Source organism: Nocardioides sp. NPDC087217 (genome assembly GCF_044744805.1).
GTDB lineage: Bacteria > Actinomycetota > Actinomycetes > Propionibacteriales > Nocardioidaceae > Nocardioides.
Genome location: NZ_JBIUZB010000001.1, coordinates 1,280,859 through 1,300,738 on the forward strand (window position 1 = coordinate 1,280,859; position 19,880 = coordinate 1,300,738).

The window sequence follows — 19,880 nt, forward strand, 5'->3', positions numbered from 1 at the left end:
TCCATCCGCTGCATTGCCTCAGTGCGCCGCGGGTGCAACCCTTCCCGTGAATCCGTTCCAGTCGAAAGCAGGTCACCACCATGGCAACTGTGTCTGAACTACTCGAGGCGAATCTCTTCCAGGTGTTCGGCAACCGCGATGCGGGCAGCCGGCGAGTTGCCATCGAGCGCACCTACGCCGCGGACGTCAGCTTCACTGACCCAGAAGAAGTCGTCCACGGCTGGGATGCGCTGGAGGCCAAGGCGGCAGAAATCCTGCAGCAGGCTCCGGAAACGTTCGTCTTCGCAGCCGACGGCCGCAAGTATGTAGGCGACGCTATCGGGGCGATGCCATGGGCGTTCGGCCCAGAAGGTGCCCCGATCCTGCACGGCGTCGACGTGATCACGGTGCAAGATGGCCTCATCCAGGCCGTTGCGACATTTTTCGGCGAGGGCGAGCAGCCGTAACGGCACTCCGGCCCAGGACAGCAGCGACGACCCGGCAAACGGGCCACGCCCTGTGCGGCTTGCCCCACGAGGAGGGAAGTTTGTGAGCGACACCGTACAGCGCCTTCAGGACCGCATCGCGATCCGCGAGCTCGTGGATACGTACGCTCGGGGCGCCGACCGCCGTGATGCCCGCTTGGAAGCATCAGTCTTCGCCGACGACGGGCGCGTCATCCTCTTCAACGGCGACCCAGCCCACACCGAACCGCTAGACGAGATTCAAGGGCGCGACCGTCTTGCGGAGACGTTCGCCAGCCTCATCATGCAGTACGACGCGACGACATACCTCAACGGTCAGTCGACCGTCAGCTTCGTCGGTGACGACGAAGCTGACGGCGAGACGTACTGCATCGCGTTCCACCTCCTCAGCAACCAGGGCGAAACCTCCCTGGTGACCATGTCGATCCGCTACCTTGACCGCTTCGTACGGACGTCCGGCGGGTGGCGAATCGCGACACGGCGGATCGTCTTCGATTGGACCGACAGGAGACCTTCGGAGCCCTCGATCAGTTGAAGAAAGCAGCTGACATCGTGAAGCACACGTCGCGGGTGCTCAACCGTGGCAACAATTCATACTGCGGTCGCCCGGCCTCGCAGCACGGAACGAACCACTCAGCCACCACAGGGCATTGCGCGTCAACTACTGGACTGTAGCGTCGGCCCGAATCTCCACAAGCCCATCGTGAGCTATCGAGTCTCCCGCTGCGTCGCGACGCCGACCACGGACGCGATCAGGCCGGGGAAGCGTTCCTCGAGGTCACCGCCGCGCAATCGCACCGCGTAGTCCCGCCCACGCACACGAGTACTGGTCAGACCCGCCTCGCGCAGTGTCTTGAAGTGGTGGGACAGCGTGGACTTGTGGATCGCGATCCCGTACTCGTCAACGGTGCATGGGTGGTAGTTGCCGTCAGCAAGGCGCGCAACGATGCGCAACCGCACCGGGTCGGCCAACGCCTTGAGGACCGGCACGAGCTCGATCTCGCTGGGGTCCGGCACAGGAAACTGGGTCGACCTCTCGCCGTCGTTTGACATATGTCAAACGATACCGCACGCTGCGGAATGTTTGATCAACATCAAACGTTCACGGCGGTATGAGGAAATGAGCCCTCAGAAGGAGCAAGAAAGAGATGGCCACCACAACGAACATTCATGTACCGGACAACCGGGCGGCGATTCGAGAGGATCTCGAGCCCAAGGGGCGCATCGCGATTCTGACCGCGGACCGGGTCGAGGACATCGAGTTCTTCTACCCGTACTACCGCTTCACCGAGGAGGGGTACGACGTCGACGTGCTCACGCCCGCCGGCGAAGAGGTGAACGGGTACAAGGGCCTGGCCCTCAAGACCGGCGTTACGCGGATCGACGATGCCACTGCCTCCGACTACGACGCACTGTTCATCCCGGGTGGCCTCGCTCCGTCCGAGGTGCGAGAGATCCCGGAGGCTCTGAGGTTCGTCAAAGACTTCGCCGACACCGGCCGTCTGATCGGAGCCGTCTGCCACGGCCCGCAGATCCTGATCTCGGCAGGCCTAGCAACCGGTCGCCGCATGACATCGTGGCGTGACGTCGCCCCTGAAGTTCGCGAGGCGGGTGCGGAGTACGTCGACGAGCCCGTGGTCGAGGACGGGCAGTACATCACCTCGCGCAAGCCAGGCGACATGCCCCGCGAGCTGGCCCGCTTCTTGGAGCGCCTCGCGGACGCCAAGGACACGAAGGGCGAACACCATGAGTGAACTGCTCCAGACCCCGTTCGGTGCCGATGCCACCGCAGATGAAATACTCACCGACGTCGACCTGACTGGCAAGCGCTACGCGATCACAGGTGGCGCGTCGGGTATCGGCGCGCAGACCACGCTCGCCCTGGCACGCAAGGGCGCGGAGGTGACGATCGGCGTCCGCGATCCCGGGGCGGCACGTACGTGGCTGGCCTCGGTGGGAGCCGTGGCCGGTCGGATCGACGTCGCTCACCTGGACCTCGCGGACCTGAACAGTGTCGAGCGCTTCACTTCCGGGTGGAGCGGCGCTCTCGACGGGTTGATCGGCAACGCCGGGATCATGGCACTTCCGCGGCGACAGCTCAGCGCCGCAGGGTGGGAGCTGCAACTGGCCACGAACTATCTCGGTCACTTCAAAGCCGCTCAGGGCCTATTCGGCCCGTTGGCACGGGCCGGCGGCCGCATCGTGCTGGTGAGCTCCGCCGCACACCTGCGAGCAGGCGTCGACTTCACCGACCCCCAGTACGAGCGGCGTGGCTATGACCGATGGAACGCCTACTCGCAGTCCAAGACCGCGGACGTGCTCCTGGCGGTCGGCCTGGCACGCCGCTGGAACGCCGACGGCATCACCGCCAACGCGCTGATGCCGGGCTGGATCACCACCCGGCTGCAGCGACACCTTGACGACGAGACACTGCGTGCGATGGGCGCGATGGACGAGGAGGGCAACCGCATCGACCAGCCCTACTTCAAGTCCACGGCCCAGGGTGCCGCCACCTCGGTGCTCCTGGCCGCGTCGCCGCTCACGGCCCACGTCACCGGCACGTACTTCGAGGACAACCAGGAGGCGCCCGTCGTCGAGACGGGTGAGGGACACGCGACGGGTGTCGCTCGCCATGCGGTCGACCCGGGCAATGCTGACCGACTCTGGGAGCTCGGCACCAGCGCGCTCGGGCGATGACCGGCGGAACGGCGTGGTGTGCCTCTGGCGCACCACGCCGTTCAGTCCTCACACCGTCCGCCGACCGGCACCGGCGACTACTGGAAGGCGTCGCGCAGCGACGCGGTCGCCAGCCAGACGGCGTGCTTGGCCGACTCGGTGTCGTGCAGCGAGTTCACCATCGCGAAGTCGTGCACGATCCCGCCGAAGCGCGCGTTGGCAGCCTTGACGCCGGCCTCGCGCAGTCGTGCCGCGAACGCCTCGCCCTCGTCGCGCAAGACGTCTGCGCCCGCGGTGATGATCAGTGTGTCGGGAAGGCCGGCCAGCTCCTCAAGGCTCGCCCGGAGCGGAGAGGCGGTGCTCTCGGCCCGCTGCGCCTCGTCGGTCGTGTACTGGTCCCAGAACCACTTCATGCCCTCGCGGCTGAGGAAGTAGCCGACCTCGAACTCCTCGTAGGACTCCGTGTCGAACGCCGCGTTCGTCACCGGGTAGAACAGCACCTGCTTGAGGAACTGGACGTCGCCGCGCGACTTCGCGAGCAGGCCCAGCGCGATCGCCATGTTGCCACCGACCGAGTCACCAGACACCGCGATCCTCGTGGTGTCCAGGCCCTTGTCGCCGCCTTCGGTCGTGACCCACTGGGCAGCCGCGTACGACTGCTCGATCGCGACCGGGTACCCGACCTCCGGCGACCGGTCGTACTCCGGGAACACCACAGCGGCGTTCGACCCGATCGCGAGATCACGAACGAGGCGGTCGTGCGTGTGAGCGTTACCGAACACCCATCCAGCGCCGTGTACGTAGAGGATCACCGGAAGGTCGCCGTCGACGCCGAGGGGCTTGAGGATGCGAAGTCGTACGCTGCCGGTCGGCCCGCCAGTGATCTCGACCCACTCCTCGTCGATGTCCGGCTTCTCGATCGGCGTGTCCTGCACCGAGTCGACGACCTTCCGGCCCTCCTCCGGCGGGAGCTCGTACAGGAACGGCGGAGTCGACGTGGCGTCGACGAACGCCTGAGCAGCCGGCTCGAGCGCGACGTTCTTCGGGTTTCCAGGCATATTCCGTCTCCAGACTCGTTGACTTCCCTGGCGACTTGCCAGTCCGTCAACTGTGGTCGAGGCGCTCAGCGCCGGGCATCCGTGGCATGACGTAGATCTGCGGATGAAGTGTCGACACTTTGTCCGCGAGGCGCATACTCTGGCGGCGTGTCAGAACGGCCAACACTCGCCTACGACCTGGTCGGGCGGACGAACGAACTGAGTCGGCTGAGCAGCTTGGTCGATGCCTCGGGCCAAGCCGGGACATCCCTGCTCATCGAGGGGGACGCCGGGATCGGCAAGTCCACATTGCTACGGGCCGCGGTCGCCGAAGCGGTGCACTCCGGTTACCGGGTGCTGCGTTGCACGGGGCTGCAGGGCTCGTCCCCGGTCGGCTTCAGCGCGCTCCACGAGCTGCTACGCCCGCTGCTCGCCGATCATCTGCCCGCCCTGCCGTCCCGCCAGCGGGAGGCGATCGCGACCGTCTTCTCCCTCGCCGATGGCCCGGCTCCGGATCGACTCCTCGTGGGGATCGCCGCGCTCGGGCTGCTCGAGGAGGCCGCCGAGAAGCAACCCCTGTTCCTCGCCGTGGAGGACCTGCACTGGATCGATCACGCCACCGCGCACACCCTCGCGTTCGTCAGCCTGCGGCTGGAGGGAGCCCCGGTGTTGATGGTCGCAACCAGCCGCCCGTCGTGGCGGCCCGCGGCCGAGCTCGTGATGCCGGTCGAGACCATGTGGGTGCCCCCACTAGATGAAGATGCAGCGGCAGAGCTCACGGCTCGGAGGGCATCCGGACTCCCAGCCGCTGCGCGCAGACGCGTCCTGCGAGAGTCAGCCGGCAACCCCCTTGCGCTGTGCGAGCTGTCCACCGCTCTGCTCACGCGCAGCAACCAGGCCGAGCTGGGATCGGCCCTCCCGACCACCAGTGCGCTGGAGCGCGCGTTCCTTGCACAGGCCATCGGGCTCGGCCCGGCCAGCCGCCGCCTGCTGCTGCTGGCAGCGGCAGCAGACGACGCACCGATGGTGGACATCCTCGAGGCCGCAAAGTCCGTCGGCCTCGGGCTCGGCGACCTCGCACCGCTGGAAGACCGTGGGCTGCTCCGCGTCGTCGACGGCAGGCCTCAATTCCGCCATCCACTGCTGCGGGCCGCCGTCCTGGGGTCTGCGTCGACAGCGAGCCTGCAGGAGACGCACGGCGCACTCGCCGGCTCGATCCGCGACCCGGACCGGGCGGTCTGGCACCAGGCGGCCGCCACCTTCGAACGAGACGACGCCGTGGCCGAGGCCATGGAGGACGCCGCTCGTCGTGCTCGCTCCAAGGGCGCATTGAGCGAGTCCGCTGCCGGTTACCAGCGGGCCGCCGCTCTCTCGGGGCAGGTGACAGATCGTGCAAGACGTTTGTCTCACGCCGCTGACGCTGCCCGCGCGGCGGGCATGGGTGAGGAAGCGCTGGAGATCCTGAACGAGGCCGACCAGGTCGCCACGGAGCCGCAGACCCTGGCCGAGCTCGCCACCACACGCATAGCGCTCAGCCTGACCACGGGCCTGGGTGGTCACCCCCGCGCCGACTGGACGGCGGTCACGTCTCGGCTGCCAGGCGCGGAGAACGCTGCCCGACAAGTCCAGATCCTGTGGGGCGCAGCACTGAACGCCCGAGGGCGCAACCTCCCCCCAGACGACTGGCGCCGGCTGGAGACCCAGATCCGAGCCGTCGAGACCGACAGTCCGCTCAAGCCAGTCGCGCTGGCGCTCCTGGCTCCCCTCGGCCATGTCGAGGAGGACATCCGGGCCCAGCTGCCCCGGCTGGTCTCCGAACTGCGGCATTTCCCGCTCGGGATGGTCTCGCTCGCGATCGCCGCCGAGTCCCTGCAGGACCTGGAGACCGCCCTGACCTGTTGGGGCCTGAGCCGTGAGCTGTTCCACGAACGAGGGGCTCCGGCAGACGAAGCGCAGGCCCTGCGCGGCCGGGCGGCGCTCCTGCTGCTCCGCGGCCGGATCCGCGAGGGGCTGGCCGACGCGGAGTTCGCGGGCCGCATGGCGCGCGACACGGCCCAGCCGCTCATCGAGACCATGTGCGTCGCAACCGTCGCGCGTGCCTACGCCATGTTGGGCGAGCCTGAAGCCATGAACGACGCCCTGGCACGACTGAGCGAGATCGCGACCACCAACCCACTCGCCATGGCGAGCGCGGAGTCAAGGTGGGCGACCGGGATCGTCGCACTCGCCCACAACCACTACCGCGACGCGCTCATCGAGTTCACCCACATGAGCGTGCACCCCACCCGAGCCCTGTGGGCTATCGCCGATCGCACAGAGGCAGCTGTCCGCGCGGACCGCGTCGACACCATCCGGGAGAACGTGACCGCAGCCGACAAAGCCTCCCGCGCCTACCGCTCCGCGTTCCTCACCTCGCTCGTAGGGCGGAGCAAAGCGCTGATCGCCGAGGTTGACGGCGAGGCCGTGGCCGTCGAGGACCACTTTCGCAGTGCAGTCCGCGCCGGAGAGCTCAGTGAGTCGCCGTTCGAACTGGCGCGTACCCACCTGTTGTTCGGGGAATGGCTCCGGCGCGAACGCCGTCCGGTCGACGCGCGACCCCATCTGAAGAGCGCACTCGCCGTGTTCGACGCGGTAGGGGCCAAGATGCTCGCCGGCCGCGCAGCATCCGAGGCGCGGGCCGCGGGCGAAGTCCTCGCCCGACCCGACCAGAGTTCGTGGCCGGCGGCCACCGTCCTGACACCGCAAGAACTACAGGTCGCACTGTTGGCAGCGCGCGGGATGACCAACAAGGAGATCGCCGACCGCATCTACCTCTCGCACCGCACGGTCAGCACCCACCTCTACAAGGCCTTTCCCAAGCTCGGGGTCGCCAGCCGCGCGCAGCTCCGCGACACATTGACCGACGCCGGCCATACGATCTAGGACGTCGCCCACCAGAACAGGAGAAGCCCAGGTCATGACGGGCAGCGCCAACGATGCTGTCATCGACAGCCGACCGATCGCCGATAGGGTGCACGCGATCATCCGCAAGCGAATCCTCTCCGGACAGCTGGCGGGAGGGGCGCCTGTGAAGGACTCAGTTCTTGCCACGGAGCTCGGTGTGAGCCGTGCGCCGGTACGCCAGGCCCTCGACCGACTTGCGCTGAGCGGACTGGTCATCAAGCTGCCGAACAAGCCCTGTCGAGTCGTGAGCATCGATCGTGAGTCGTTGTCCGAGCTGCAGCTCCTCCGGTTCGCCGACGAGTCCGCGGCCATCCACTTTCTCGTGGCGAACCAGAGCGATCTCTCTCCGCTGCGGGACAGGCTGAAGGCGATCGAGCGTGCGGCGGAGTCCGGTCGCTGGTCCCAGATCGCCCAGGCCGACCTGGCGTTCCACCGGGAGGTGGTTGCGCTCACTGGGCTTCCACGCCTCATCGCCCGCTTCGATGACATCCTCGACCAGGTGCACACGTGGCTCACCCACGCCGACCCTCCTGAGCTCGTCGTCTCCACCCAGTTGCAACGACACATCGAGCTCACCGAGCTCCTTCTCGAAGCCCAACGCACTCACGACGGCCGGCCTGCGATCATTGCCTGGGAAGCACATATCCTCGGCGACCGCCGCGAACAGCTTGCCAGCCTTCGAGCAACCACGACGTGACTGCCGTGCTCGATGAAGACCCCTGGGCAAGGGCTACCATCGAACGTCCGGTGAGACGCTGCGGCCAACTCCGGCGATGCCCGCGTGACGGAGGACCTTGCAGATCGAGTAGTCGCTGACGCCGTGGTGCGCCGCGAGGACACAGGTTGCGGCGCTGCCCCCTAGGTAGGCCTTGACGATCACGGCTCGATCTTCGTCAGTGAGGCGACCTCGGAGTAGACGAGCCACTGGCCGCGTCTCAGCCTCTCGAGGAGGCTGCGATGTGATTGCCAGGCAGCGGTCTAGCAAGGACATTTTGTTGACAGCTCTGGAATAACGTGTCGTGGCCTGCACACAGATTCCGGGTCCGACCCGGGGCGTCCCAGGGTCGATCCCCATGGACATTGGTCACCGGACCCTCAAGGATGGAAGAACACCACCCCATCCAGGAGAGGGATGAAGTCATGTCGTTCAAGGACAACGCGTCCAACTGGCGCGATGGCGTCCAGAAGGGCGTCGAAGGCGCCAAGCCCGCTGTTGCGGACGCCAAGGTGAAGTCAGCACCTCACCTTGTCACCGGCGGCGAGAAGACCGTCGAGAAGGCCGGCGAGTTCAAGGCTCAGATCGAGGCCAAGAGGGCTGCGATGGCGTCCGCACCCGACGCGGACACGCCGCGTAACCAGGCCCTGTCGGGTCTGCTCCAGGTCGGCGCGGCCGCCACCGACGTCGCCGCCCAGGCGGGCGAGTGGCTGATGGAGACCGGTGCCAAGTGGAGTGCCGGCGCCGGCCCCGTGGTCGTCGAGCCGCCCAAGGAGATCCCGGGGGAGGACGTACCTCCTCCGCCTGACTTCAAGAAGCCCGACGACCAGCAGTAGAGCTACGAGGCGAGGCCGAGGTCGCGGCGGAGCTTGGCGACGTGACCGGTCGCCTTGACGTTGTACTGCGCGACCTCGATCTTGCCCTCCTCGTCGACCACGAACGTCGAGCGGATCACGCCCTCGACGACCTTGCCGTAGAGCTTCTTCTCGCCGTAGGCGTCGTACGCCTTGTGGACCGAGAGGTCCTCGTCGGAGGCCAGGGCGATGGTGAGCCCGTCACGCTCGCGGAACTTGGCGAGCTTGGCGGGCTTGTCCTTGGATACGCCGACGACCTCGTAGCCGGCGGCCTTCAGCGAGTCGATCGAGTCGGTGAAATCGCAGGCCTGCTTGGTGCAGCCGGGGGTCATCGCGGCGGGGTAGAAGTAGACGATCACCTTGCGGCCGCGGAGGCTGCTGAGCGAGACCTCCGCGCCGGTGTCGTCGGGAAGAGTGAAGTCGGGGGCCACATCGCCCGGCTCGAGACGCGTCATGGAGCCAACCTAGCGAACATTCCCAGGCGAACCGCAGCGGTGGAGCACGCAGTGGACGTACGCCGGTTGCTAAGGTCTGCGCATGTCCAAGGACCAGACTTCCTCGCTCGAGTCCGAGATCGAAGAGATCCGCGAGCGGCTCGCAGGCACCATCGACGAGCTGATCTACCGGGGCAGCCCGAAGACGATCGTTCAGCGCCAGGTGGCGGCTATCAAGGCGGTCTACGTCGACCCGGTCTCCGGCGAGCCGAAGATGGGCAACATCGCGAAGACCGTCGGCGGGGTGGTGGGCACCGTCGTGCTCATGGCCACGCTGCGTAAGATCACCAAGGCCAACTGACCACTCCCCACCGGCAAGGCAACACGGACGTGACCGACAAGACCCCCATCAAGATGCTCCACGACCGGGTGCTGGTCGAGGTCGCGTCCGACGCCGGTGAGCGTCGCTCCTCGGGCGGCATCGTCATCCCGGCGACGGCCGCCATGGGCGCGGCCCGGCGGCTCACCTGGTCACGGGTGGTCGCGGTCGGTCCGCACGCGCGGGCTGTCGAGATCGGTGACCGGGTGCTCTTCGACGCCGATGACAAGCCGGAGGTCGAGGTCGCCGGAGAGGTGTACGTCCTGATGCGCGAGCGCGACGTGCACGCTGTTGCTGCGGAGCGGATCGCGGACGAGTCCACCGGCTTGTACCTCTGATTTACTGCCGAGTCGGCGCATCCGACCCCTCCCGCTCGCTTCGCTTCGCGAGACACGGGGTCAGATGCGCCGACTCGGCACCACGAGAAGCACGGGGTCAGATGCGCCGACTCGGCGTCACGAAGGTAGTGCGTTAAACCGATGCGCCATCACGACGATGTTGCTGTCGTAGCTCGAGCCGTTCCAGTCGGTGCAGGTGATGATCACCAGGCGGCCGTCGCCGTGGTCCTGCCCGAAGAGGCGCTGGGCCTGCTCGGCCAGCTCCTTGCGGCTGAGCACCTCGACGGAGTCGACCTGGTGCTGGAAGGTCCCGTCCTTGGTGACGATGTCGACCTCCTGCCCCTCCTCGATGTGGTCGAGCTTGTTGAGGCTGCCGCCACCGGTGTGCACGGTGTGGCCGGTGACGACCGTCTGACCCTGCGCTGAGCCTGGCTTGGCGCTGCCGACCCACCAGCCGATCTCGCGCGGGTTGCGCGGCGGGTCGAGCACCTCGCCCTTGAGGCGGATCGGGACGACCCTCGCCTTCGTGTTCAGCCCAGGCAGCTCGAGGCGCTGCGGGGCGCCGGGCGGCACCTCCACCGCGGCGCTGCCGCTGGGCCACAAGAGCCCGGCCAGCACCATCGCGACAGCGAGCACGACCAGCGCGGTCCAGAGGCCACCCGCCGCCGCGGCGAGCCGCGGCGGCGAGTCAGCAGAGGTGTCAGCCACGCCGCAACATGCGGACGTACGTCGCCACACCGGCGCCCGCGGCCGCGAGGAGCAGCAGGGTGACCAGAGCGATGCGTCCGGCGCTGCCGTCGTCGTAGCTCTCCACACCGGCGGTCACGACGGTCGGGACCGAAGCCGGCGGGTTGGCTGCCTTCGGCGGGTTGTTGACGACCGTCTTCGTGACCGGGCTGTTCGGACCACAGTGGCTGGTGCCGATGGTCAGGTGCGCCAGGCTGCTGCCGACGAAGGCCTCGGCGGCCGGGAGGATCTTGGCGTCGAGCGCGGTCACCGTGATCGCGCCGGGGGACTTGTCCTGGGCGTTGAGGGTGATGTCGAGGACGTTGTCCTCCAGCGGCGCGAGCTGCTCCTCGAGCGAGGTCAGGAGCGTGGCGAGCACCTGCTTCTGGATCGCGTCGGTGACCTGGGTGAGGTCGCTGAGCGCCCCGTCGAGGCCCTGGGTGAGCTGGGTGCGGAGACCGGCCATGATCGCGTCGACCACGCCGGACAGGTCGGTGACGACCTTCTGGTTCACGGCGGGCTCGACCGGCAGGTCGACGAGGGTGACCCGGTCACCGCCGGGCATGACCACGTAGGCCGAGGAGTCGGCGATGGTGCTGTCGCCCGAGGCGGTGTCGTCGTCGGCGGTGCAGCTGCTCTGCACGGCGCCGAGGTCGACGTAGAGGCCGGCGCCGTCCAATCCGCCGACCAGTGGGGCAAGGAGCTGCGCGAGCGCGCTGGTGATCTGGTCCTGGACGGGCTTGCCGAGCTCCTGGAGCTGGCTGTCGGCTCCCTGGAAGAGGTCGGACTGGATCACCTTCAGGTTGCTGAAGTCGAGGCTGGCAGCATCGAGCGAGACGTTGTCGCCGCCGCTGAGGCAGTCACCGGACCCGGCCGCGACCAGGGTCGCGCCGTCGCCGGCGATGCCGGCGCAGGCGGCCGAGGTGGCGTTGCGCTTGGCGACCGCGTCCTGGGCCAGCGTGCCGATGTGGATGGCGTCCTGGCCACCGAGCGCCGTGACGATCGGCTCGTTGGTGCCCTTGGCCGACTCGGTGGAGCCGTCGTTGGTGACGGCATAGGTGCCTGAGTCGGTCGCTCCGGTGCCGGCCAGCTCGAGGCTCAGCGCGGTTGCGGACGCCTGCGACACCGTGGCGGCGCTCGCAGGTGCTGCTGACAAGGCAACCATGGCGGCTGCAGCCGCCACCGCGGCCCCCCGCGCGATGAGTGTTGTGCGCACGTGAATATCCCTCCCTTTGACGTTCGTCACACTCAACGGAGGAAGAGCCTCGTACGTTACGGGCTGGGGTATCGCTTCTGACCTGCGGAATCCGGGTGTCGCGTCAGCTGTCGCAGACCGTGCCGTCCTTGTCGCCGTCGCGGTACCAGGCGTACTCGGCGTCGCGGCCCTTCCGGTAGGGCCCGTAGCCCTTCGCGGTCGCCTTGGCGCAGGTGTCGAAGCGGGGATCCTCACCCGAGTCCGGGGCGTCCGGGTCGCTCGGGGCCGGGTCGCTCGGGGCCGGCCCGGCCAGGCGCACGGTGATCTCGGGGTTGTCGCAGCCGGCGGCGATGTCCTCGATCGCAGCCTTCTCCGCACGGTCGACGAAGAGGCTCCAGCGGATCTTCACGGCGACCCAGTCGGCGACGTACGTGCAGTGGTAGCTCGTGGCGTCGGGCATCCAGTCGGCCGGGTCCTGGTCGCCCTTGCTGCGGTTGGTCGCGGCGGTGACGGCGATGAGGGCGCGCGGGTCACCGAGGTCGTTCGCGTACGCCTCCCGCTGCTCGTCCGTCCATGCGTTGGCGCCGGACTCCCAGCCCTCCTTGAGGGCGACCATGTGGTCGATGTCGAGGCCGCCGGGGCGCTTGACGGTGACCCCGTCGTACGTGGAGAGCCATACGCCCCTGGTGACATCGCACTTGCCGCGCGCCTTCTTCCTCGACTCCTCGAGGAGCACCTCGGTGCGGGCGTCCTGACAGTCGCCGTCGGCATCGACCCAGTGGTTGAACTTCTCCCGCTCGTAGCCGGACGTGACCTCCTTGGCGACGGGGAGCTTCGCGATGGCCTCGGTCAGCGGAAGGCTGACCTCCTCGCCGCTGTCGGCGCCGTATCCGGCTTGGACGGCGGTGTCTGGCTGGGAGACCTCGGCGCAGCCGGAGCAGAGGAGTACGACGGCGAGCAGGGTCGCCAGCGGGCGCAGCATGGGGTGACTCCAGAGAGATGGGGGAAGAGCTCTGGGGAGCATCGGGGGCGGCCCAACCCTGTCGGATCCCACGGCGGGCGGCACGCAGGCGCGCCGCCCAGAACCTGCACCCTTTCCGACAAAACGAGCGCGTCCCGGGCCGAGGCTGGAGCCTTGGCCCGGGACGCGGGTGTCGCAGGTTCTACGACGGTCCTACCGGGGAGTCCTGATCAGCGGATCAGGCGTGCGACCGGCGCAGCAGGAACCACCGGGTGGCGGCAGCAGCGGCGACGAGCAGCACGAGCGCGCCTGCGGCGAACCCGCCCTTGGCGGCCGGGGACGAGAGCAGGTTGAGCTCGGCGTTGGCCGGGGCGTTGTCGGGCTTGGCCTGGACGCTCGTGTCCGGGTCGGACTTGTCGCCGGAGACGACGACGTCGACGTTCTTCTTGTCACCGCTGGCCGCAGCCTTCTCCTCGGAGGCGGTGAGGCCGTTGGTGCCGCACGTGCTGGTGCCGATGGCGACCTTGGCGGCCGTCGGGGCGCCGACCTTCTTCACGGTGTCGAGGACGTTGATGTCCAGAGCGGACACCTCGAGCGACTTGGCGGTCTTGTCCTGCTTGTTCAGGGTGAGCTTGACCAGGTCGGTCTCGAGGCCCTTGAGCAGCACGGCGAGCTGCTCCTTGATGTGCTCGATCAGGTCGATGCGGATCGAGACGTCCAGGCCGGCGAGCCCGTCCCTGGTCTTCAGGCCCGACTGAAGCAGCGTGTCGACGCGGCCGAGGACAGCGTCGGTCACCGGGGAGAGGTCGGGAACGACCGTCGTGTTCTTCTTCGGGTTCGCCGGAAGGTCGGCGACCTTGATGTCGCCCTTGCCGGGGACGTTGACGGTGACGGCGGCGTTCTTGAGCTGGGTCTTGCCCTTGAACTTGGTGCCCTGCGCCATGCAGGTGCTCTCCGCGGCGTCGAGGTCGACACCGACCGAGAGGCCGCCGACCTTGGCGAGCACGCCGGAGACGACGGTCTGGACCAGGTCGTTGACCGGGCCGAGCTTGACGTGGACGTCCTTGCTCTCGTCGTTGAGCAGGTAGTCGGTGGTGGCGCCCAGCTTCTGGAGGTCGAGCTCGGCGAGGTTCACCGTGACGGCCTCGCCCGGCTTCACGCAGCTGGAGCCGTCGCCGATGGCGACGAGGGTCGCGCCCTTGCCGGCCAGGGCCGAGCAGGCGCCGGAGTAGACGGTGCCGTTCTGGAGGGCGGCTGCCGCGTCCTGGGCGAAGACGCCGACCGAGAGCAGCTGCTGCTCGCCCGCGAGGAGCGGAAGAGCGGGCTTGTTGGTGCCCGAGTTGACGGTCTTCTTGCCGTTGTAGGTGGCGGTGTAGCGACCGGTGTCGACCTTGACCTTGTCAGACACGTTGACGGTCAGAGCGACCGACGAGGCCTTGGCCTGGGGCTTCTCCGCCGCAGTCGCCGGGGCCGCGGTCACGGAAAGACCGATCATCGCGGTCGCCGCAGCAAGGGCGGCTCCGCGGACCGAGAGTGGGGAGCGCAAGTGACTTCTCCAATGGTGTTGATAACTGTCGATGACAGGGCACGACGAGTAGAAGTCAGCCTCTGCAGCCCCCCGGTTGCTGTGACTCGCCGTGACGAAGCGGGGAGTTTAGCCACGTCGGATCGCGGGTGCATAGGCGTACGAGACGACCCGGATGGCCGTGAAATCGGCCGTAACTTCCCCGGCAACACGTCGTCTTCGAGCATCTGGTCGGACCCCTTGTTGATCTTCCTCATGATCGCTACCCGAACGTCTGAGACGCCTGGGCAAGTTGTGGTCGTCACGTTGTGCTCTCCGGTTCGGGAACAATGCACTGTAGGCATCTCCACAACCCGATCTGAGGCGAGTTTGTTAGGGTTACCTAACCAAAACCTTGCCGACTTTCTGACAGTGTGTCAGGATCTTTGCCGGACCGCCGATCGCTGCCGCCCGACCCTGACTGGAGCACACATGTCCGCCCTCCTCGCCGACGAGATGCACGACGCTCCACTCTCCGCGCTGATGCGCGAGGGCTCCCGGATCCAGCACACGGCCGCCGAGAGCTCCTCCTTCATGGAGGAGCTGCTGGCCGGCCGGCTCAACGAGCAGGGGTACGCCGACTATCTGCTGCGCCTGCGCAAGGTCTACGTCGCGCTCGAGACGGTCGGCCGCGACCTGGCCGCCACGGACGCCGTCGCCGAAGCCGTCCATGACGTCGCCCTGGAGCGCCTGGCCTCGATCGATGCCGACCTGGCCGTGTGGGCGCCCGGTGTCGACGGTGATGCCGTGGAGTCGGCGGCCGTCGACGCGTACGTCGCTCGGATCGAGGCCACCCGCGCCTGGGGCGGTCTCTACGCCGCCCACCACTACACGCGCTACCTCGGTGATCTCTCCGGTGGCCAGGCGATCGGCCGGCTGCTCGATCGGTTCTTCGAGCTCGACGGCGAGGGAGTGGCGTTCTACGAGTTCACCGAGATCCCCAAGCCGAAGCCCTACAAGGACGGCTACCGCGCCCGCCTCGACGCGCTGCCCCTCGGCCCCGCGGAGAAGATCCGCATCGTCGAGGAGGTCCAGGTCGCCTTCGGTCTCAACCAGGCCCTCTTCGAGGAGCTCGGCGCTCGCCTCGACCTCTATCGCAGGTGAACTAGGGTTCGCTCTCGTGCCCCGTATCGCCGCCGAGAACGTCCCCGAACACCGCAGGCTGGTGCGCGAACGGATCTTCGCGGCGTTCGCGGAGCTGATGGCCGAGGGCAGCTACGACGCCATCAGCATGTCCAAGCTGGCGCAGCGCGCGGAGATCGGACGCACCGCGATCTACCACCACTTCAAGGACCGCGACGCGGTGATGGTCGCATTCGCTACCCACGAGACCTCGGAATACGTCGCGTCCCTCCAGGCTCAGCTCGCCGCGAGCGATCAGCCTGCCGAACGGCTGCGGATCTACGTACGCAACCACCTCACCCTCGGCGAGAAGTTCCACATGGGCTTCGGCCCCCAGGTCTACGGCGGGCTCCCCGAGGAGGCTCGCCAGGAGATCCGCGAGCACGTCGTCGCCGTCGAGCGGGTCCTCGCCGAGATCCTCGAGCAGGGCGCCGAGCAGGGCATCTTCGCCGTCACCGACGTCGACGCCACCCTCGCCCTCGTCCATGCCGTCCTGGGCACCCGCAACCTTCCGGCTGAGCGGATCGAGGAGTTCGTCCTCCGCGCCGTCGGCGCCCGGTGAGTCGCACGGCGAGTAGGTCAGCTAGCCCTGCGGCAGGCCGACGCTGTTCCTCTGGAAGTCGATCAGCCGTTCGTTCTCGTAGGTGATGCGGTCCTCAGTGCCCTCGAGCTCGCGGAACATCTCCTTCAGGGTGCGGATCCCGTCGGGCGACTGGCGCGTGATGAGCTCTGCCAGCTCGAGAGCGACCGCCTCGGCTTCGTCGGCGCGAGCCGTACGCTGGGCCAGGCCTGTCGCGACGGCCTCGTCCGCCCCGACCGGGCGCCCGGTGTAGATCAGCTCCTTGGCGCAGGAGAGGCCGACGAGCTGGGTCAGTCGGGCCGGGCCGACTGGAACGCCCAGCCGGGCGCCGGCCCAGGCGAGCTTCAGGTTGTCCCCGGCCACGCGCAGGTCGCAGCCGGCGATGATCTCGGCGCCGGCGCCCACGCAGTTGCCGACGCAGACAGCGATCGTCGGCACGGGCACCTGCTCGACGAGCCGGTAGAGCTCGGCGAACGCCTCCATCCGGGCGACTCCGCCTGCCGCGTCCAGCGGTTCGGTGACGTCCGCGCCCGCGCAGAAGGCGTCGGGAGATGTCGTCGAGAGCACCACCGCGCGAACCTCGCCGTCATCGGACAGTTCTCTCAATGCGTCGTTGAACAGGCGGAGCGTCGGGGTGTCGAGGGCGTTTCGCTTCTCGGGACGGTTGAGCCGGAGGATCTCGACGTCTCCGCGCCGCTCCCGCACGAGGCTGGTCATGGCCGGTCCACGAAGATGTCGTACTCCAGGTCGCCGGTCCCGCCGTACTTGGAGAAGTCCGTGACTCCAGCGTCTCGCAGCACGTCGACATCGAGGAACGAGTTGCCGGTGCACTCGCGCGAGGGGCGGCCCAGGATCTCCACCGCGGCGTCGGCGACGATCTCGGGCGTACGCGACCTCTCCACCGCTGCGTCTCCGCCGAGGAGGTTCTGGACCGCGGCCGTGGCGATGAGGGTCTCCGGCCACAGGCAGTTGGCGGCGATGCCGTGCTCGGCGTACTCCGCTGCCCAGCTGAGCGTCAGCAGACTCATTCCGTACTTCGCCAGGGTGTACGCCGGGTGTGCGCCGAGCCACTGCGGGGCGAGGTTGATCGGCGGCGACAGCGACAGGATGTGCGGGTTGGCCGATGCGCGCAGGTGGGGAAGCGACTTGCTGGTGAGCAGGTAGGTCCCGCGCAGCTGGATCTGCGTCATCAGGTCGAAGCGCTTCATCGGCAGGTCTTCGGTGCCGTCGAGCGCGATCGCGGAGGCGTTGTTGAGCACGATGTCGATGCCGCCGAACCGCTCGACGGTCTGTGCGACGGCGTTCTCCACCGAGGCCTCGTCGCGGACGTCGCCGACCACTGCCAGTGCCTGCCCGCCCGCTTCCTCGATCTCCGCGGCGGCAGTGTGAACGGTGCCGGGGAGGCGTGGGTCGGGTGTGTCCGTCTTCGCCAGCAGCGTGACGTTGGCTCCCAGCCTGGCCGCGGCGATGCCCACGGCCAGGCCGATGCCGCGGCTGCCGCCCGACATGATGATGGTGCGTCCAGTAAGGCTCATGCCCAGGGACGTTACAGATCCTCTGCGGCTGTGGCAATGATGTAAATAACACATCATCTGCGGATGCGGGATTCATGTAAGATCCGGAGCGATGTCACCGACTCATGCCGATGCGAGCGCCCTTCGCCCTGTGTCCGCCCGATCGGCGCTCCTGGGCCTGCTCATGAGCGCCGAGGTGCCGACGTTGTCCGCCCGCGAGCTCGTCGCGGGAGGCCGTCTGGTCGGCTTCTCGGAGACGACGGTCCGGGTCGCGCTCTCCCGCATGGTCGCCGCCGACGACCTGGTCCGAACTGCGGAGGGGCGATACCGGCTCTCCGAGAGGTTGAGCCACCGCCAGCGCCGGCAGGAGGCGGCGATCCACGTGCAGACCGGTGCCTGGGACGGTGACTGGGACATGGTCGTGGTGACCGCTACCGGCCGCTCCGCTGCCGACAGGGCGAGCCTCCGGGCGACGCTCACCGAGCTCCGTCTGGCCGAGCTGCGTGAGGGCGTGTGGGTACGCCCGGCGAACCTCGACCTCGAGTGGTCCGATGAGCTCGCCGGTCTGTGCGAGCGGCTGACGATGCGGCCCACGACCGACCCCGCGGAGCTTGCCGGCCGGCTGTGGGACCTGGTCGGCTGGGCCGCCCGGGCGCGCGAGCTGCTGGCGGCCACCGACACCGATGACCCCGTGCTGCGGTTCACCGCCTGCGCCACCTCCGTACGTCACCTGCTCGCGGATCCCGTCCTGCCCGACGAGCTGCTTCCCGCAGACTGGCCAGGTGCCGCGCTGCGCAAGGCGCACCTCGACTACAAGGACTGGCTGATCGACACTCGCCGGGCGCTCACCGAGCGCATCTCCTGAGCGTACGAGCGTGATCGGATGTCGCGGTGGCGTGGTAGCCAGCGGGATACGATCCACAGGTTGAAGTACGCCACGGATGGTCGTCCGCCGGCGAAACGTCAGGGATTGCGGGGGAGACGTGAACACTTCTGAGGCCTTGCTCGCTCATTCATCAGACGGCCGCACCTTCGTGTACGTCGGGCAGGAGACCTTTGCCGTCGTTCCGGGCGACATCGTGGTTCTGACCACCGAGGACAGCGGCATGGTGCTTGGTCAGGTTCTGGACTGCAACGACCCGGCCGTGCTGGATGACGGTGGGTCCGGCATCCTGCTCGGTCCGCTCGACGAGACCGGCGTACCGCGGCCGGAGCGCCGTCAGCCGTTTCGCAACGCCCGGCTCTCCGAGCCCAGCACACGGCACCTCGAGCGACTGCAGCAGGTCTCCGGGGCCACGCTGGAGGTCGGCACGTGGCGGTCCGCCGGACACGAGGTCCCCGCCCTGCTGAGACCTGGGGCCTTCAACCGGCACACCTTCCTGTGCGGCCAGAGCGGCTCCGGCAAGACCTATGCGCTCGGGGCGATGCTGGAGCGGTTGATCTTGAACACCGAGCTCCGGGTCGTCGTGCTCGACCCCAACGCCGACTTCGTCAGCCTCGGCGAACCGCGTGCCGACGCACCGGCGGCAGTTGCCGATCGTCTGTCCGCGACGGCGGTACGGGTTCTGGGCGCAGACACGACCGACTACGAGCCGCTCAGGCTGCGCTTCTCCACGATGTCGCGCCGAGCCCAGGCGGCGTTGCTCGAGCTCGATCCGATGCGCGATCGCGAGGAGTACAACCTCTTGATCCACCGCATGGACGAGATGGCCTCGTCCGACTTGCAGCAGGTGATCCGCAAGCTCTTGGTGGGTGCCCCGGACGAGCGCGCGCTGGGTCAGCGGATCGAGAACCTGGGCCTCGACCGCTGGGAGGTCTGGGCCGGCGAGCTGCTGTCCGCCGCCGAGATCGTGTCCTCGGGGACCCGAGCGACGGTGCTCGACCTGAGTGGTTTCGAGGATCCGCACGAGCCGATGGCGATCAGCCTCGACCTCGTCGAGCGCTTGTGGGCGGAACGCACCGGCCGGGTTCCCACCTTGATCGTGATCGACGAGGCCCACAACCTGTGTCCGGCGGACGCTTCAGGTGCGTTGCAGCAGGCACTGGTGGACCGCATCGTGCAGATCGCGGCCGAGGGTCGAAAATACGGGCTGTGGCTGGTGCTCTCGACCCAGCGACCCGACAAGATTCATCAGCAGGTCGTATCGCAGTGCGACAACCTCGTGCTCATGCGGATGAACTCGCCCGGCGACGTTGCCGCCGTTGCTCACCTGTTCGGCTTCGCGCCCTCGGCGATGCTGCGTACCGCGCCCTTCTTCCAGCAGGGCGAGGCGCTCTTCGCCGGACGCTTCGTGGCAACGCCGTCGTTCTTCCGGATGGGTGCGCGCTTCACGAAGGAGGGAGGCACGGACGTGGCGGTTCCCGTCGCCGCTCCGTGA

22 protein-coding genes are annotated in these 19,880 nt (G+C 68.0%); 13 read left to right on the plus strand and 9 right to left on the minus strand.

All coding sequences use genetic code 11. The annotated features are described in order from the left end of the window. Positions 1-89: 89 nt before the first annotated feature. Entirely contained in the window at positions 90-446 is a 357-nt protein-coding gene (locus ACIO3S_RS06260) for a nuclear transport factor 2 family protein (protein ID WP_400460618.1), read from the plus strand. An 82-nt stretch (positions 447-528) separates the two neighbouring features. Next, the gene (locus ACIO3S_RS06265) at positions 529-999 is read left to right on the plus strand and encodes a nuclear transport factor 2 family protein (protein ID WP_400460620.1); all 471 of its coding nucleotides are present in this window, start codon (positions 529-531) and stop codon (positions 997-999) included. 173 nt (positions 1,000-1,172) lie between these two features. Here the strand turns inward: ACIO3S_RS06265 and ACIO3S_RS06270 are convergent, their stop codons facing one another. After that, positions 1,173-1,517 (minus strand): ArsR/SmtB family transcription factor, encoded by a 345-nt coding sequence (locus ACIO3S_RS06270; protein ID WP_400460622.1) that lies wholly within the window; start codon positions 1,515-1,517, stop codon positions 1,173-1,175. Between the two features lie 95 nt (positions 1,518-1,612). Between ACIO3S_RS06270 and ACIO3S_RS06275 the strand changes: the two genes are divergently transcribed. Both ACIO3S_RS06275 and ACIO3S_RS06280 read left to right on the plus strand, forming a co-directional pair. Further along, positions 1,613-2,218 (plus strand): type 1 glutamine amidotransferase domain-containing protein, encoded by a 606-nt coding sequence (locus tag ACIO3S_RS06275; protein WP_400460624.1) that lies wholly within the window; start codon positions 1,613-1,615, stop codon positions 2,216-2,218. After that, positions 2,211-3,161, plus strand: coding sequence for an SDR family NAD(P)-dependent oxidoreductase (locus ACIO3S_RS06280; protein ID WP_400460626.1), 951 nt, complete (start codon positions 2,211-2,213; stop codon positions 3,159-3,161). The genes ACIO3S_RS06275 and ACIO3S_RS06280 overlap by 8 nt, the downstream gene beginning before the upstream one ends. A 77-nt stretch (positions 3,162-3,238) precedes the next feature. Here the strand turns inward: ACIO3S_RS06280 and ACIO3S_RS06285 are convergent, their stop codons facing one another. Beyond that, positions 3,239-4,198, minus strand: a complete 960-nt coding sequence (locus tag ACIO3S_RS06285; protein WP_400460630.1) for an alpha/beta hydrolase — start codon at positions 4,196-4,198, stop codon at positions 3,239-3,241. Positions 4,199-4,345: 147 nt separating this feature from the next. Here ACIO3S_RS06285 and ACIO3S_RS06290 point away from each other — a divergent pair, with 147 nt between their 5' ends. From ACIO3S_RS06290 to ACIO3S_RS06300, 3 genes are all read left to right on the plus strand, one after another. Then, positions 4,346-7,099: an AAA family ATPase gene (locus tag ACIO3S_RS06290; protein WP_400460632.1), complete on the plus strand. Its 2,754-nt coding sequence runs from the start codon at positions 4,346-4,348 to the stop codon at positions 7,097-7,099. Between the two features lie 34 nt (positions 7,100-7,133). After that, positions 7,134-7,817, plus strand: coding sequence for a GntR family transcriptional regulator (locus ACIO3S_RS06295; RefSeq protein WP_400460634.1), 684 nt, complete (start codon positions 7,134-7,136; stop codon positions 7,815-7,817). Positions 7,818-8,260: 443 nt separating this feature from the next. Beyond that, positions 8,261-8,671 carry a hypothetical protein gene (locus tag ACIO3S_RS06300; RefSeq protein ID WP_160025191.1) on the plus strand — a complete coding sequence of 137 codons (411 nt, stop codon included), beginning with the start codon at positions 8,261-8,263 and terminating at the stop codon, positions 8,669-8,671. Between the two features lie 2 nt (positions 8,672-8,673). On the opposite strand, the gene bcp is transcribed toward ACIO3S_RS06300, so the two are convergent. Then, positions 8,674-9,144: a thioredoxin-dependent thiol peroxidase gene (gene bcp / locus ACIO3S_RS06305; RefSeq protein ID WP_400460636.1), complete on the minus strand. Its 471-nt coding sequence runs from the start codon at positions 9,142-9,144 to the stop codon at positions 8,674-8,676. Between the two features lie 82 nt (positions 9,145-9,226). On the opposite strand from bcp, the gene ACIO3S_RS06310 reads away from it, so the two are divergent. Continuing rightward, a complete protein-coding gene (locus ACIO3S_RS06310; protein WP_160025189.1) occupies positions 9,227-9,484 on the plus strand; it encodes a DUF3618 domain-containing protein in 258 nt (85 codons plus the stop codon). A 53-nt stretch (positions 9,485-9,537) separates the two neighbouring features. Further along, on the plus strand, positions 9,538-9,840 hold the full coding sequence (locus ACIO3S_RS06315) for a co-chaperone GroES (RefSeq protein ID WP_160029152.1): 303 nt from the start codon (positions 9,538-9,540) through the stop codon (positions 9,838-9,840). Positions 9,841-9,957: 117 nt separating this feature from the next. On the opposite strand, the gene ACIO3S_RS06320 is transcribed toward ACIO3S_RS06315, so the two are convergent. The 4 genes from ACIO3S_RS06320 to ACIO3S_RS06335 all read right to left on the minus strand — a co-directional run bounded on the left by ACIO3S_RS06320 (position 9,958) and on the right by ACIO3S_RS06335 (position 14,268). Then, the gene (locus ACIO3S_RS06320; RefSeq protein ID WP_400460639.1) at positions 9,958-10,548 is read right to left on the minus strand and encodes a class F sortase; all 591 of its coding nucleotides are present in this window, start codon (positions 10,546-10,548) and stop codon (positions 9,958-9,960) included. Then, entirely contained in the window at positions 10,541-11,782 is a 1,242-nt protein-coding gene (locus tag ACIO3S_RS06325) for a hypothetical protein (protein WP_400460641.1), read from the minus strand. Before ACIO3S_RS06325 ends, ACIO3S_RS06320 begins: the two co-directional genes overlap by 8 nt. A gap of 103 nt (positions 11,783-11,885) precedes the next feature. Further along, positions 11,886-12,743 carry a DUF1524 domain-containing protein gene (locus ACIO3S_RS06330; RefSeq protein ID WP_400460643.1) on the minus strand — a complete coding sequence of 286 codons (858 nt, stop codon included), beginning with the start codon at positions 12,741-12,743 and terminating at the stop codon, positions 11,886-11,888. Between the two features lie 217 nt (positions 12,744-12,960). Next, positions 12,961-14,268: a hypothetical protein gene (locus tag ACIO3S_RS06335; protein WP_400460645.1), complete on the minus strand. Its 1,308-nt coding sequence runs from the start codon at positions 14,266-14,268 to the stop codon at positions 12,961-12,963. A gap of 450 nt (positions 14,269-14,718) precedes the next feature. Here ACIO3S_RS06335 and ACIO3S_RS06340 point away from each other — a divergent pair, with 450 nt between their 5' ends. After that, the gene (locus ACIO3S_RS06340) at positions 14,719-15,390 is read left to right on the plus strand and encodes a heme oxygenase (biliverdin-producing) (protein WP_400460647.1); all 672 of its coding nucleotides are present in this window, start codon (positions 14,719-14,721) and stop codon (positions 15,388-15,390) included. A gap of 16 nt (positions 15,391-15,406) precedes the next feature. After that, a complete protein-coding gene (locus tag ACIO3S_RS06345) occupies positions 15,407-15,970 on the plus strand; it encodes a TetR/AcrR family transcriptional regulator (RefSeq protein WP_400460649.1) in 564 nt (187 codons plus the stop codon). Positions 15,971-15,991: 21 nt separating this feature from the next. Here the strand turns inward: ACIO3S_RS06345 and ACIO3S_RS06350 are convergent, their stop codons facing one another. Both ACIO3S_RS06350 and ACIO3S_RS06355 read right to left on the minus strand, forming a co-directional pair. Then, positions 15,992-16,705, minus strand: a complete 714-nt coding sequence (locus tag ACIO3S_RS06350; protein WP_400460651.1) for an enoyl-CoA hydratase/isomerase family protein — start codon at positions 16,703-16,705, stop codon at positions 15,992-15,994. Further along, positions 16,702-17,523 carry an SDR family oxidoreductase gene (locus ACIO3S_RS06355; RefSeq protein ID WP_400460653.1) on the minus strand — a complete coding sequence of 274 codons (822 nt, stop codon included), beginning with the start codon at positions 17,521-17,523 and terminating at the stop codon, positions 16,702-16,704. The genes ACIO3S_RS06350 and ACIO3S_RS06355 overlap by 4 nt, the downstream gene beginning before the upstream one ends. 91 nt (positions 17,524-17,614) lie before the next feature. Here ACIO3S_RS06355 and ACIO3S_RS06360 point away from each other — a divergent pair, with 91 nt between their 5' ends. Then, positions 17,615-18,367 carry a PaaX family transcriptional regulator C-terminal domain-containing protein gene (locus ACIO3S_RS06360; protein WP_400460655.1) on the plus strand — a complete coding sequence of 251 codons (753 nt, stop codon included), beginning with the start codon at positions 17,615-17,617 and terminating at the stop codon, positions 18,365-18,367. A gap of 118 nt (positions 18,368-18,485) precedes the next feature. After that, on the plus strand, positions 18,486-19,880 hold the full coding sequence (locus ACIO3S_RS06365; RefSeq protein WP_400460657.1) for an ATP-binding protein: 1,395 nt from the start codon (positions 18,486-18,488) through the stop codon (positions 19,878-19,880).